This is a genomic window from Pseudomonas putida (assembly GCF_022627325.1).
Taxonomy (GTDB): Bacteria; Pseudomonadota; Gammaproteobacteria; order Pseudomonadales; family Pseudomonadaceae; genus Aquipseudomonas; species Aquipseudomonas putida_X.
On the sequence record NZ_JAETZZ010000010.1, the window covers coordinates 215,417 to 228,756 of the forward strand.

General features: G+C 66.6%; 10 protein-coding genes and 1 pseudogene. 7 read left to right on the forward strand and 4 right to left on the reverse strand.

Annotated elements, in window-relative coordinates:
- Positions 1-14 precede the first annotated feature (14 nt).
- Both JNA92_RS17355 and JNA92_RS17360 read left to right on the forward strand, forming a co-directional pair.
- A complete protein-coding gene (locus JNA92_RS17355; protein WP_241805893.1) occupies positions 15-1,868 on the forward strand; it encodes an ABC transporter ATP-binding protein in 1,854 nt (617 codons plus the stop codon).
- A 3-nt stretch (positions 1,869-1,871) separates the two neighbouring features.
- Entirely contained in the window at positions 1,872-3,638 is a 1,767-nt protein-coding gene (locus JNA92_RS17360; protein WP_431312467.1) for a S8/S53 family peptidase, read from the forward strand.
- A gap of 34 nt (positions 3,639-3,672) precedes the next feature.
- Here the strand turns inward: JNA92_RS17360 and JNA92_RS17365 are convergent.
- Positions 3,673-3,819 (reverse strand): annotated as a pseudogene (locus JNA92_RS17365) (DUF6021 family protein); the annotation flags it as partial.
- A gap of 383 nt (positions 3,820-4,202) precedes the next feature.
- Positions 4,203-4,601, reverse strand: a complete 399-nt coding sequence (locus tag JNA92_RS17370; RefSeq protein ID WP_241805894.1) for a nuclear transport factor 2 family protein — start codon at positions 4,599-4,601, stop codon at positions 4,203-4,205.
- A 184-nt stretch (positions 4,602-4,785) separates the two neighbouring features.
- Between JNA92_RS17370 and JNA92_RS17375 the strand changes: the two genes are divergently transcribed.
- From JNA92_RS17375 to JNA92_RS17390, 4 genes are read left to right on the forward strand one after another with little or no spacing between them, the layout of a single operon-like run.
- Complete coding sequence (locus JNA92_RS17375; protein WP_241805895.1) at positions 4,786-5,958, forward strand: ABC transporter substrate-binding protein; 1,173 nt, start codon at positions 4,786-4,788, stop codon at positions 5,956-5,958.
- Positions 5,959-5,973: 15 nt separating this feature from the next.
- Positions 5,974-6,843, forward strand: a complete 870-nt coding sequence (locus JNA92_RS17380; RefSeq protein ID WP_241805896.1) for a branched-chain amino acid ABC transporter permease — start codon at positions 5,974-5,976, stop codon at positions 6,841-6,843.
- 2 nt (positions 6,844-6,845) lie between these two features.
- Positions 6,846-9,326: a branched-chain amino acid ABC transporter ATP-binding protein/permease gene (locus tag JNA92_RS17385; protein WP_241805897.1), complete on the forward strand. Its 2,481-nt coding sequence runs from the start codon at positions 6,846-6,848 to the stop codon at positions 9,324-9,326.
- Positions 9,323-10,570, forward strand: coding sequence for an amidohydrolase family protein (locus tag JNA92_RS17390; RefSeq protein ID WP_241805898.1), 1,248 nt, complete (start codon positions 9,323-9,325; stop codon positions 10,568-10,570). The genes JNA92_RS17385 and JNA92_RS17390 overlap by 4 nt, the downstream gene beginning before the upstream one ends.
- Here JNA92_RS17390 and JNA92_RS17395 read toward each other — a convergent pair.
- Complete coding sequence (locus JNA92_RS17395; protein ID WP_241805899.1) at positions 10,539-11,234, reverse strand: GntR family transcriptional regulator; 696 nt, start codon at positions 11,232-11,234, stop codon at positions 10,539-10,541. The two genes, JNA92_RS17390 and JNA92_RS17395, sit on opposite strands and share 32 nt — an antisense overlap.
- Before the next feature lie 74 nt (positions 11,235-11,308).
- On the reverse strand, positions 11,309-12,850 hold the full coding sequence (locus JNA92_RS17400; protein WP_241805900.1) for a gamma-glutamyltransferase family protein: 1,542 nt from the start codon (positions 12,848-12,850) through the stop codon (positions 11,309-11,311).
- 138 nt (positions 12,851-12,988) lie between these two features.
- Between JNA92_RS17400 and JNA92_RS17405 the strand changes: the two genes are divergently transcribed.
- Positions 12,989-13,237, forward strand: coding sequence for a CsbD family protein (locus JNA92_RS17405; RefSeq protein ID WP_241805901.1), 249 nt, complete (start codon positions 12,989-12,991; stop codon positions 13,235-13,237).
- Positions 13,238-13,340: the final 103 nt, after the last annotated feature.

The window sequence follows — 13,340 nt, forward strand, 5'->3', positions numbered from 1 at the left end:
CATTCGGAGACTTTATGCTGCGCGCGTTTGAACAACGGCTCGACCCCTTCCCACCCGACGAGGCGCCCCCACCCCCGGTTGGCCTGCTGCGCTTCCTGTGGGCCTGCACGCGAGGCGCGCGCGGCTATGTGCTGGCCCTGGCGCTGCTGAGCGCCGGGGTGTCGATCTACGAAGCCTGGCTGTTTTCCTTTCTGGGGCAGGTCGTCGACCTGCTCTCGGCCTGGCAGGCGGGCGGCGCTGCCGATGGGCAGGAAACCCGGGTGTTGTGGGGTATCGCCATCGTATTGCTGACCAGCATCGGCCTGGTGGCGCTGCGCACGATGGTTCAGCATCAGGTACTGGCGATCAACCTGCCACTGCGACTGCGGTGGGACTTCCACCGGCTGATGCTGCGCCAAAGCCTGTCGTTCTTCTCTGACGAGTTTTCCGGCCGGGTCACCACCAAAGTGATGCAGACGGCGCTGGCGGTGCGCGAAGTGCTGTTCACCGTCATCGAGATCGCCCCGGGCATCGGCGTGTATTTCATCGCGATCATCGCCCTGGCCGGCGGCTTCGACCTGAAGCTGATGCTGCCGTTCATTGCCTGGGTCGCGTTGTTCGGGCTGGCCATGCTGTACTTCGTGCCGCGCCTGGGCCAGGTAGGGCAGGAGCAGGCCCACGCGCGTTCCTCGATGACCGGGCGAGTGTCGGACGCCTACACCAACATCACCACGGTCAAGCTGTTTTCGCACTCCAAGCGTGAAGCGCATTTCGCGCGGGCGGCAATGGAAGACTTCAAGCTCACCGGCTTTCGCCAGATGCGCCTGGTCAGCCAGTTCGAGATCGTCAACCAGGCGCTGGTGGTCGGCCTGATCGCTGGCGCGGGTGGCTACGCCCTGTGGCTCTGGCACCAGGGCGAAGTCGGCACTGGCGCGGTCGCCGCGATCACCGCCATGGCACTGCGGGTCAACGGCATGTCGCACTGGATCATGTGGCAGATGACCTCGCTGTTCGAGAACATCGGCACCGTGCAGGATGGCATGGAGACCCTCACGCGCGGCCCGAAAGTGCAGGATGCGCCGAACGCCGGGGTGCTCAAGACCACGGGCGGGGCGGTGGACTTCGACAACGTCAGCTTCAACTACAACGGCGAACGCCAGGTGCTCGACGGGCTGACGCTGCACATTCGCCCAGGCGAAAAAGTCGGCCTGGTGGGGCGCTCCGGTGCGGGTAAATCCACGCTGATCAACTTGCTGCTGCGCTTCTACGACGTGGACAGCGGCGAAATTCGCATCGATGGGCAGAACATCGCCAAGGTTACCCAGGACAGCCTGCGCAGCGCCATTGGCATGGTCACCCAGGACACCTCCCTGCTGCACCGCTCCATCCGCGACAACATCGCCTACGGTCGCCCCGATGCGACCGAGCAACAGATCCGCCACGCCGCGGCCAACGCCCAGGCCGATGCATTCATCGAGCAGCTCAGCGACCGGCAAGGCCACAGCGGCTACGACACCTTGGTGGGTGAACGCGGCATCAAGCTTTCGGGTGGCCAGCGTCAACGCATCGCCATCGCCCGGGTCATGCTCAAGAACGCCCCGATCCTGCTGCTCGATGAAGCCACCAGCGCGCTGGATTCGGAAGTCGAGGTCGCCATCCAGGAAAGCCTCAATGAAATGATGCAGGGCAAGACCGTCATCGCCATCGCCCACCGACTGTCGACGATCGCCGCCATGGACCGGCTCATCGTCATGGACCAGGGGCGCATCATCGAACAGGGAACCCACAGCGAACTGCTCGCCAGGAACGGCACCTATGCCCGGCTATGGCAGCACCAGAGCGGTGGCTTTCTGGGTGAGGATCAGGGTGTGGCCGAGGCCATGGAGTAAGCCATGGGCCATTCACGCATTGCCCTTGCCCTGGCGCTGACGCTGGCGGCCAGTACCCCTGCGCTCGCCGAGCAGCCGTTACGCCTGCAACAGCTCAAACGCTGCGGCGACTTGATGGACAGCCAGCAGCAAACCTGGTGCCTGCGCGTGCAGGGCCTTGGCCAGGCCACGCCGCAGCTGCTGCTCAACGGCAACGCAGTGGCTCCGGCGCGTATCCAGCGCCAGGGTGACACCCTGCGCCTGCAACTGGACAGCACGGCGGTGCGAAGCGGCCCGCTGTGGTTGCAGGACGGCCCGCGTGCCAGCAACGCCGCCTGGCTTACCCTGCGCAACAACCATGTGCTGGCCGCAGGGCCCAAGGAGGTGGCCAAGAACATGGATGGCCTGACCACCTATGTCGACCTGGTCAGCGTGTTGATCGAAGAGGACCACGACGGCCGCCAGGAGGCCGAACGCTTGGCGCGCAAATATGGGGCCAAGGTGGTTGGCAGCATCGCTGCGCTGAACCTTTATCAGCTGCGCCTGCCCGCCCGGGACCTGGTGCAGCGCGACGCGCTGGTATTGCGTCTGGGTGGTGAAACCAGCGTGGATGCGGTGGTGGTGGAGGAATCAGCGGCTGAAGAGGCAGAGCACGCCGCCCGCGAGGCGCCGGGGACCCGCAAGCCTGCGCAAGACTCTGACGAGTGGGCTGCCAACCGCTTTCTCGATGCGGTGCACTACTACCAGCGGCGCATCCCGGGGCGCCAGGCACCGGTGCTGCCCACCCCCATTCGGGTCGGCGTGATCGAACGCAACGTCGACTTCGACAGCGCAGACTTCGCCGACTACCTGGGCGCCTGCGAGGGGCGCCGCACCTGCGTCTATGCCCAGGATGCCGGCAAGCCGGACAACCACGGCACGACCGTGGCCGGCATTCTCGCGGCCGCCTGGGATGATGGGGGCAATACCGGCTTCCTGAAGGGGCTGGACAAGGCGGCAGGTGGCTTCGAGGTGATCGTCGAGCGCAACTCCGATGCCGGCATCACCGCCAACATTGCCGCATCGGTGAACCTGGTCGAGGACGGCGTGCGCGTACTCAACTGGAGCTGGGGCATTCACCGCGTCGGGGCGCGCAACGTGCAAGGCGACGAAGTGGACTCACTGCTGCGCTCCGGGATTGCCATGAGCGGCTATGAAGAGCTGCTCGAGGAGTTCTTTCTCTGGCTGCGCAAGGCCCATCCGGACGTGGTGGTGGTCAACTCGGCCGGCAACGGCGCCTCGTTCTCGGGCACCGACGAATACCGCCTGCCCTCCTCCTTCATCACCGAACAACTGCTGGTGGTGGGTGGCCATCAACGCAGCGGGCAGGCGTCAGTCCCCGTCGAGTCGCCAAACTATGCCGTCAAGCGCAGCACCTCGAACGTAGACATGCGCGTCGACATCACCGCCGCAGCCTGCGCCCACGCCTCTACCCCACAGGCAGGCCAACCCGGGGCGGTGCATTGCGGCACGTCCTATGCTACCCCGATGGTCACAGGCCTGCTGGCGGCAATGCTGTCGATCAACCCGCAGTTGCAGCCCGAGCAGTTACGCATGCTGCTGCGCCGCAGCGCCATGACCATCGGCGGCAACAACGACTTCGAACGAGAGGACGCCGAAGACCTCACCGCGCCGATCCTGCCGTCGGAGCGCAACTTTCAGTTGCACGACCAGGACGTGGGGCGTTCGGCGCGGCTGGACATGCAAAAAGCCCTGCAGCTTTCGGTGCAAAGCCTTGAGCGGGTGCGCTGAACAGCATCCAGAACCTCCGCGCTCACGGCCTCGATCAGGGTGCCTTTTTCTCCACATCCCTGGGGGGCTTGGCCGGCCCTTGGGGATCGACCTGCGGGTCGTCCAGGTCCGGTGAGTCCGGGTCGAAACCCAGGTCATCTTGGCCGTCGGCGTGGTCGGACGAGTGTGGCCCCTTGTCTCGCGCGGTTCGTTGCGCGGTGGAATCATGCGCCGTACCGTTCGAGCCGTCTGGCCGATGGGCATCATTGTCCCGCTCGACTTCCCCTTGGCCCTTGGCCTGGCCTGCTTTCTCAGGCGCTTGCGTGGTGTGCGTCTTCATTGCCCCTCCTGAACCTTTGGCGTGATACAGCACTGGCTGCCCCACGGGGGCCGCTGCTGTAACAGAGGAAGCCTGGAGGCCTGATAAAGTTCACCTGGCCATCGCTGCGCCGGGATGGGCGGCCAGCTGCACACCACGTTCAGCGGCCATGGCTCACCTCCTCTAGCGAATGAATTCTCGCGCGGCGCGGGGTCAATTCAGCGACTGGTTGGCGCAATCGCGAAGATACGCCGCAACTGACCCGCTCAGGCCTTGCCAATCTCCGGCGCCAGCATCCATTCAGCGCTGTCGTTCCACACATCCATGCGCACGATCTTGCCCGCCTTCACTTCGAAACGGTCCAGGTAACGGTTGCCGGAAAAGCTGCGGCCATCCGGCCACTGCCCGTACAGCGTGCCATTGGAATACACCACGGTGTGGTCCTCGCGCTCACACCAGTCGAACTGCCCCAGCTGCTTCTTCACCCAGGTGTAACGCGCGCCGTTGAACGCGGTGATGTCGGCCGGGGTGGGCATCGCGCGGCCGCCGGTAAAGGTAATGCGCACGTCGTCGCTCATGAACGTGGCAGCGCGCACCGGGTCGGGGGCCATGGAAGCAGCGAGGAAGTCGCGAACGATCTGTACGGCGCTGTTGCTTTCGGTCATTGCAAGTCTCCGAGGGTGTCCAGAACGGGGCGCAGGCCCCGAGCGATGCCTTGATCCAGTGCACGCGAGGGCGCTGAAGCCGAAGGCGCAAGCCCCAAAACACGGGGTGCCCGAAGTATTTTCCAAATGGCACCTGTTTTGCTAGCACATTTTTATAAATTGCTAGCAATCAGGAGTTCGAACCATGTTCAGCCGTTCCTTGCTACGTCGCTGGCTGCCCTGCGCAGCCTTTTCCCTGGCCTGCTGCACGGGCTGGGTACAGGCTGCAGAGCCGATCAAGGTGGGCCTGGTGGCCGCGTTGTCGGGGCAGTCTGCCAAGTCCGGCGAGGCCCTGACCCGGGGCCTGACCCTGGCCATCGATGAGATCAATGCCAAAGGCGGGCTGCTGGGCCGCCCGGTGGAACTGGTGCGCCGCGATGACGAGAGCAACCCGGCCAAGGGCATGCTGGCGGCGCGCGAGTTGATCCAGCGGGAAAAGGTCAGCGTGCTGTTCGGCGGCCTCGACACCCCGGTGTCGCTGGCCATCGTGCCCTTGGCCAACCAACTGAAAACGCCGTTCATGGGGATCTGGGCGGCGGGCACCAAAATCACCGAGAACGGCGCGAAGGACAACTACGTGTTCCGCGTGTCGGCGGTGGATGAACAAGTGGACGAAGCACTGGTCGCCTATGGCCTGCGCCAGGGCATGAAGCGCCCGGGCCTGATCCTGGCCAATAACCCGTGGGGCGAGTCGAACCTGGCAGGGCTCAACGCCGCTATGGCCCGCCGCGACATGGCCCAGGCGCCGGCCGAGCGCTTTGAGGACAGTGACCTGGACATGGTGCCGCAACTCACCCGCCTGAAAAACGCAGGCGTCGACACCTTGCTGCTGGTGGGCAACGTCGGGCCTTCGGCGCAGGTGGTCAAATCGCTCCAGCAGATGGGCTGGAACGTGCCGGTGGTGTCGCACTGGGGCCCGGCCGGCGGCCGCTTCGGCGAGCTGGCCGGGCCTGACGCCGGGCGCGTGCACTTCATCCAGACGTTCGTCTTCAGCGCCCACAACAGCGCCCGCGGCGATGCCTTGCTGGCCGCCCTCAAGCAGCGTTACCCGCAGGTCAAGACCCTGGCCGACGTGACCCCGGCCGTGGGCATCGCCAACGCCTACGACGCCATGCACCTGGTGGCCCTGGCGATCGACAAGGCCCAGGACACCCAAGGCACGAAGGTGCGTGACGGGTTCTATGCCATCAGCGACTACGAGGGGCTGATCAAACACTACCAGCAGCCGTTCAGCGTTGACCGCCACGACGCCCTGGGCCCTGAGGACTATGTCTTCAGCCGCTTCGATGGCGACACCATCGTGCCCGTGACGCCCTGAGCGGAGGCCCTCGACATGATCACCACCGCACTGGTCAGCGGCCTGGGCCTGGGCAGCATGTATGCGCTGCTGGCGCTGGGCTTTCACCTCACCTATGCCGTGTCGCGCACGGTCAACTTCGCCCAGGGCAGCGCGATGATGGTCGGCGCCGTGCTTGGCTACAGCCTGGCCGTGACCTGGGGCTGGCCGTTGTGGCTGGCACTGCCCACTACCCTGCTGCTGTGCGCGGTGCTGGGCCTGGCCATCGAGCGCTTTCTGGTGCGCCCGTTCCATGCCCGTGGCTCGGACGCCTGGCTGATGGCGACCGTGGCGGGCGGGCTGCTGCTGGACAACCTGGCGATGTTCACCTTCGGCAAGGAGCCACGGCAGTTCGGCAGTGCCCTGACCAGCCTGCGCCTGGACCTGGGCGACAGCAGCCTGAATGCCGTGCAGTTGGCCATCCCGCTGGCCGGTGCGGCGGTGGCGGCCGCGCTTTACTGGGTGCGCCGACGCACACAGCTGGGCCTGCGCCTGGAAGCCTGCGTGCAGAACCCACGGGCAGCCCGGCTGATGGGCATCGACGTGAACCGCGTGGTGACGGCGGCCTTCGCCCTGTCGACCGTGTTCGCGGCGCTGGCGGGCCTGCTGATCGCACCGCTGTACAGCGTGCACGCCGACATGGGCACGTTGTTCGGCCTGAAGGCGTTCGCCGTGGCCATCCTCGGCGGCATCGCCAGTGCGGGTGGGGTGTTCGCGGCAGGCCTGCTGTTTGGCCTGCTCGAGGCGGTGGTCACGCTGTATTTCGGCTCTGCGTTCACGCAATTGCTGTGCTTTGCACTGGTGATCGTGGTACTCGCGGCACGTCCTGACGGCCTGTTCGGCCGCAAACTCTGGGTAAAGGTATGACCATGCGCGAGCGACTCGCCCCCCTCGGCCTGGCCCTGTTCGGGGTCGCCAGCCTTGGCCTGGCTTTGGGCCTGGACAGCTACTGGCTGTTGATCCTGACCTTGTACGCGCTGGCGGTCACCGTCGGCGTGGGCCTGAACATCCTGATCGGTTTGTCCGGGCAGATGTCCTTCGGGCACATCGCCTTCTATGCCATCGGCGCCTACCTGTCGGCGTTGCTGACACTTGCCGGCCTGCCGCTGTCGGGCGCCCTGCCCCTGGCCGGCCTTGGCTGCGCGCTGTTGGGCGGCTTGCTGGCGATCCCGGCGCTACGGGTCAGCGGGCCCTACCTGGCGATGATCACCATTGCCTTTGCCCTGGTGGTGCACAACGGCCTGATCGAGTGGCGCAGCATCACTGGCGGTGCCAACGGCCTGATGGGCATTCCACTGCCTGAAGTCGGCACGCTGGACCCGGCCCTGCTGCTGGCACTGGCTGCGGTGCTGCTGATGCTGGCGGCGCTGGCCTTCTACTGGAGCCTGCAGCGCAGCGGCTGGGGCCTGGCAATGCGGGCGGTGAAGGCGTCGGAGATCGCCGCCCGCTCATTGGGGGTCAACCCGGTGCAGACGCGGACCTTGGCCTTTGCCCTGTCGGCAGGCCTGGCGGGCGCAGCCGGTGCGCTGGTAGCGCCGGTGCTGATGTTCATCAACCCGGCAGCGTTCCCGTTCTCGCAGTCGATCCTGTTCGTCCTGGCGGTGATCGTCGGTGGCGCCGGCATGCTGTTCGGGCCGGTGCTCGGTGCACTGGTGATCGTGCTGCTGCCTGAACTGCTGGCCGACTTTGCCGAGTACCGGCTGCTGGCGTTCTCGGTTTTGCTGCTGGCGGTACTGTGGGCGGCACCACGCGGTGTGCTGGGCAGCCTCGCCAAGCGGTTTTGGCGGCCGCGGCACGAGCCGGTCACCGCACAGCCAGATCCGGCGGTGCTGAGGGCGTTCTTCACCGGTGGTGCGCGGCATGGGCTGAAGGTCGAGGGCATCGGCATCCGTTTCGGGGGTGTGCAGGCCGCGCAGCACGTCAGCCTGCAGCCCTTGCCAGGCAGCATCACCAGCCTGATCGGGCCCAATGGTGCGGGCAAATCCACGGTGCTCAACCTGATCAGTGGTTTCTACCGCCCCGACTCCGGCTCGATACAGCTGGGCGCGGAGCTGGCCGGGCAGCCGGCCTGGCGCATCGCGCGCGCCGGTATCGCCCGTACGTACCAGACCACCCAGCTGTTCGGTGAGCTGAGCGTGCTTGAGAACCTGCTGCTGGCCTTCCAGCAAGGTGCCATCGAACGGCCCTGGCCGTGCCAGCAGGCCACACGCAAGGCCTTGGCCATCGCGTTGCTGGCGCTGGTCGGCTACCGCGGCAACCTGCACGTCGCCGCCGATGACCTGCCCCACGTCGACCGCCGCTTGGTCGAGATCGCCCGGGCCCTGGCCAGCCGCCCGCAGGTGTTGCTGCTTGACGAGCCGGCGGCGGGCCTTGGCCGGCAGGACACCGACCGCCTGGCCACGCTGCTGCAACGCCTGGCCACCTTCAACCTGGCGATCATCCTGGTCGAGCACGACATGCCGCTGGTGATGGCCGTGTCGCACAGGCTACTGGTGCTCGACGCCGGCAAGCCGATCGCCTGGGGCACCCCTGAACAGGTGCGCTCGGACCCGCGGGTGATTGCGGCGTACCTGGGGGGCACCGAGTACCAGGCCCAGCCGCGCGCGCAGGCCTGGGCGGGCTCGCGTGATGCCGTGCTGCACGTGCGCGACCTGTGCATCGACTATGGCGCGGCGCCAGTGGTCGAAGCTGTCGACCTGGTGGTCAACCCGGGTGAGCTGATCGCTATCCTGGGCGCCAATGGCGCCGGCAAATCGAGCATCCTGCAGGCCCTTGCCGGCCTGCACCGGCCACGTGGCGGCAGCATCGTGCTGGACAACCGCAGCATCGAAAGCCTCGATGCCAGCCAGATCGCCCGCCTTGGCCTGGCCCTGGTCCCTGAGGGCCGGCAGCTGTTCGGCCAGTTGAGCGTGCGCGAGAACCTGCTGCTGGGGGCCAACGTGCGCCAGGATGCCGTCGATGCCGACGGCGAAATCGCCGCGATCCTCACGCGCTTCCCCCGCCTGCGCGAACGCATCCACAGCCCGGCCGGGCTGCTCTCGGGCGGTGAGCAGCAGATGGTCGCGATTGGCCGCGCGCTGATGGCCAAGCCACGCATCCTGCTGCTGGACGAGCCGTCCCTGGGCCTCTCCCCGGCGATGATCGGCGAGCTGTACGACGCCCTCGCCGCCCTGCGCGACGAAGGCGTGACGTTACTGCTGGTCGATCAGATGGCTAACCTGGCACTGCAGGTGGCCGACCGCGCCTACGTGCTGGAAACCGGCCGCATCGTCAAACAGGGCAGCGCCGAGCAACTTCGCGGTGACCCACAACTGGAAGCCGCCTACCTGGGCGCAGGAGCCGCCGCATGAGCCATCTGGAACTGATCAATGTGCGCCTGGGCGACGGCCCGGCACTGAGCCGCCTGCTGATCGAAGACGGCCGCTTCGTGGCCCGGCTGAGCCGGCCGGCGCCCAAGCTCGACCTCGGCGGCCGGCTGGTGCTGCCGGGCCTGATCGAAACCCATATCCATCTGGACAAGGCCTGCATCCTTTCGCGCTGCCAGCTGCGCGAAGGCACGCTGGCCGAAGCCATCGCCCAGACCCGCCTGGCCAAAGCCGCGTTCACCGAGGCCGATGTCTACGCCCGCGGCGCGGCTGTGCTGGAGCAAGCCATCGTACAAGGCACCACTCACATGCGTACCCATGTCGAGATCGACCCGGGTATCGGCCTGACCGGCCTGCGCGCCATCCGCAGGCTACAGGCGGATTACGCCTGGGCCGTGACCCTGGAGATCTGCGTGTTCCCGCAGGAAGGCATGCTCGACAACCCCGGGACCGAAGCGCTGTTGTGCCAGGCCCTGGACGAAGGCGCCGAAGTGCTGGGCGGCTGCCCTTACACCGACGCCGACCCACCAGCGCAGATCCGCCGGCTGTTCGAACTGGCGGTGGCCTACGATCGCGACCTGGACCTGCACCTGGACTTCGACCTGCAAATCGCCGGCATGACCTTGGGCGAGGTGATCCGCTGCACCCGCCAGCATGGCTGGCAAGGCCGGGTCACCGTCGGCCATGTGACCAAGCTCTCGGCGCTGCCGCAGGCCGAACTGCTGCGCATGGGCCAGGCGTTGGCCGAAGCCGGTGTGCATGTTACCTGCCTGCCGGCCACCGACCTGTTTCTCACCGGCCGTGACCGCTTCCATGACAAGCCCAGGGGGCTGGCACCGCTGGCACAACTGCATCAGTGCGGGGTGACCTGTTCGTTGTCCAGCAACAACATCGGTAACCCTTTCACGCCCTATGGCGATGCCTCCCTGGTGCGTCAGGCCAACCTGTACGCCAACGTCGCCCAACTGGGCACGCCGGAGGAATTGCTGCTGTGCCTGGGCTGGATCTCACGGCAGTCGGCGCGCCTGCTGCGCCTTGCCGACTATGGCCTGGAACCGGGTTGCCGGGCCGACTTCGTGGTGTTCGACGCGCCCTCGCCCGCCGAGGTGATCGGCCGTATCGCCGCGCCGCTGATGGGGTTCAAACAGGGCCGGCAGACCTTCAGCCGGCCACCGGCCGAGCTGTTCCCAGCACCGCTCACAGCCCTGACAGTGCCTGGCGCAGGTTGACCTCAGGCGCAGCCACATCCTCGAGGGCCAACTGGCCTTCGAGTTCGTCCAGGTGCGCGATCATTTCGTCCACGGCCGCCTGGGTATCGCCGGCGCGCAAGGCATCGATGATCGCCTGGTGCTCGTCCGAGGCACAGGGCGGGCTGTCCCCGCGCTGATACAGGGCGACGATCAGCGAACTGCGCACCATCAGGTTGCCGAGGATGTCGGCCAGCACCTGGTTACCGCTCACCTCACCCAGCAACAGGTGAAACTCACTGAGTTCGCGAACGATGGCGCGGCGATCGGTGCTGGCAGTGGCTGCACGCTCGTCGTGCATGTGCTGTTCGATGCGCACCTGATGCTCGGCGACATGGGCCGGGGTGATGGCCTCGACGATCGCCCGCTCCACGGCGCGGCGTGCGGCGAAGATTTCCCGTGCTTCGCGGGCACTTGGCTGGGCCACGGTGGCGCCGCGGTTGGGCTCGATGTCGACGATGCGTTGCATGGCCAGGCGTTGCAGCGCAGCCTGCACGTGGTTGCGGTTGGCTTGCAGGGTCTCGACGATGTGCGCCTCGACCAGGCGCACGCCGGGGCGCAGGCGATGCTGGGCAATGGCCTTGGCGAGCATCTCGGCGATGCGCTGGACTTCTTGTTGCTTGCTGCTGACCGTCTTGCCTTTCATCGCGACCTCGAAACCCTCAAACGCTTTGGGCCGGCATTATCCGCCGGGCCACGCATTGCGGCAATCGGCGTGGTTCAGTCCTGCTGGCCAAGGGCGCTGCCCTGGCTGCGCGGGTCATAGGCAGCGGTGCGCTGGCCGTCCAGGCCGATGGCAATCACGCCGGCCAGGCCCATCAACGGGCTCAACGCAGGCGTGGTCTCGACCTGGTGGCCACGGTCGGCCAGCCCCTGCACCACCGTTGCGCCGATATCGGCCTCCAGCTTGAGGTTGTCGGTGCTGTCGAAGAAGCTGCGCCCAAGCAGAAAGCGCGGTGCACGCAACGCCGCCTCGGCAGGCTGCTGGTAGTCGATCAACTGGGTGGCAAGCACCATCTGCGTCTGGGGCTGGCCGTCGCCCCCTTGGGTGCCGAAAAACCAGCGCCGCCCATCATCGGCCAGGTAGGCCGAAGGGTTGAGTGTATGCGCCGGCCGCTTGCCGGGCGCCCAGGCGTTGCAGTGCCCCGGCTGGGGACTGAAACCTGCCGCACGGTTGTGCCAAAGGATGCCGGTATCGCCCAGGATGCACCCGGAGCCGAAGTCATGGAACAGGCTTTGAATCAGGCAGGCACTGCGCCCGGCGCGGTCGGTGGCGGCCATCCATACCGTGTCGGCCGGTTGCCCGGGCGCTCCCCAGGGCGTCGCACGTTGCTCGTTGAGGGTTGCGGGAGGCAGAGCAAGCGCGTGCTCGAAGTCCCAACCCGTGGCGCGTGGGTCATGGAGTTGAGTGTTGCGCTGCAGCAGGCCCTGCTTGATGGCTTCGACCAGCAGGTGGTAATAGCGCGGCGTGCCGTTCTCGCCCAGGTTCAGGGCCTGCAGCGCAGCCATGGCGCGCAGCGTGTACAGGCCTTGGCTGGGAGGCGCGACATTGTACAGCCAGCCGTTGCGATAACGTACGCAGAGCGGCGCCGCCAGGTCTGCGCGGGTGGCGCGCAGGTCTGCGAGGGTCAGGCCGCAACCCAGCGCGTCGAACGCCACACCGAAGGCCTGCGCCAGTTCACCGTGGTAGAAGTCGCTTGGCCCACGCCGCGCCAGGTGCTCCAGGCTGTTGGCCAGCGCGGGTTGGCGCAAACGGCCACCTTGGGGCGTACACAATGCCTGCAGGCTGGGCAGTGCCTGGATGAGGCTGGCGCGCTGCCCTTGCCAGAACAGTTGCGAGGCGGATACCTCTACCCCGTCCCGGGCCAGCCCGGCGGCGCCTGTCAGCAGGTCGGCCCAGCCCAGCCGCGACCCCCACTGCTCGCTGATGGCCTTGGCCTGCGCCCAACTGGCCATGGCCCCGGCCGTGGTCGCGACCGAGGCAGGCCCACGCAGGCTGATCGCGCCCGCCGCAGGCAAGCGCCTGCCGGCCTGGCCGATCCCGATGATGGTGCGTACCTGGTCATCGTGGAGCAACCACAGTGCATCACCGCCCAGGCCCGTCATGTGTGGGTACACCGCTGCCAGCACGGCACTGGCGGTGAGCATGGCATCGATTGCGCTACCCCCGCCGTCGAGCACCTCCAGGCCCGCAGCGCTGGCCAAGGGGTGCGGGGTGCACAGCACGCCACCGCGGGAATGGGCGACCAGGGACTCGTTCATTGCTAGCTCCTTTATGGATATTGCTAGCAATCAGCAAGGATCGTTCCCAATCGCGTAAACCGCTTTGAACTAATCCACCCGCCCCGCTCCCTAACCTTGTGCGTTCCCATTGCCACTCACTAGGAAGGTTTGATCACTATGAAAAGCGAACAAGTTGAAGGTGTTGCACAGAAAGTCGCAGGCAAGGCGCAGAGCGCGGTGGGTCGGCTTTTCGAGGACCCGGCCCTGGAGGCAGAGGGCGATGGCCGCCAGGTCGCTGGCCAGCTGACCAAAACCTACGGTGACGCACTGAACAACGTCTCTGCCTTCGTAAAAGAGAAGCCCATCACCGCACTGGCAATCGGCGCCGCCCTCACCCTGGTGGTGAGCCGCCTGCTGCGTCGCTGATAAGCAAAAGGTCGGTCCGAGGGCTTCAAAGACCATGAAGCCCTTTGGCGTCCAGCAGAGGCCTCGGCGAAGCAATAACGCCTACCTCCGATCGCCCACTGGC

Coding starts and splice junctions, on each gene's coding strand:
- JNA92_RS17360 (WP_431312467.1), top strand. CDS start 1,872: ATGGGCCATTCACGCATTGCCCTTGCCCTGGCGCTGACGCTGGCGGCC.
- JNA92_RS17405 (WP_241805901.1), top strand. CDS start 12,989: ATGAAAAGCGAACAAGTTGAAGGTGTTGCACAGAAAGTCGCAGGCAAG.
- JNA92_RS17395 (WP_241805899.1), bottom strand. CDS start 11,234: ATGAAAGGCAAGACGGTCAGCAGCAAGCAACAAGAAGTCCAGCGCATC.
- JNA92_RS17375 (WP_241805895.1), top strand. CDS start 4,786: ATGTTCAGCCGTTCCTTGCTACGTCGCTGGCTGCCCTGCGCAGCCTTT.
- JNA92_RS17355 (WP_241805893.1), top strand. CDS start 15: ATGCTGCGCGCGTTTGAACAACGGCTCGACCCCTTCCCACCCGACGAG.
- JNA92_RS17385 (WP_241805897.1), top strand. CDS start 6,846: ATGCGCGAGCGACTCGCCCCCCTCGGCCTGGCCCTGTTCGGGGTCGCC.
- JNA92_RS17370 (WP_241805894.1), bottom strand. CDS start 4,601: ATGACCGAAAGCAACAGCGCCGTACAGATCGTTCGCGACTTCCTCGCT.
- JNA92_RS17400 (WP_241805900.1), bottom strand. CDS start 12,850: ATGAACGAGTCCCTGGTCGCCCATTCCCGCGGTGGCGTGCTGTGCACC.
- JNA92_RS17380 (WP_241805896.1), top strand. CDS start 5,974: ATGATCACCACCGCACTGGTCAGCGGCCTGGGCCTGGGCAGCATGTAT.
- JNA92_RS17390 (WP_241805898.1), top strand. CDS start 9,323: ATGAGCCATCTGGAACTGATCAATGTGCGCCTGGGCGACGGCCCGGCA.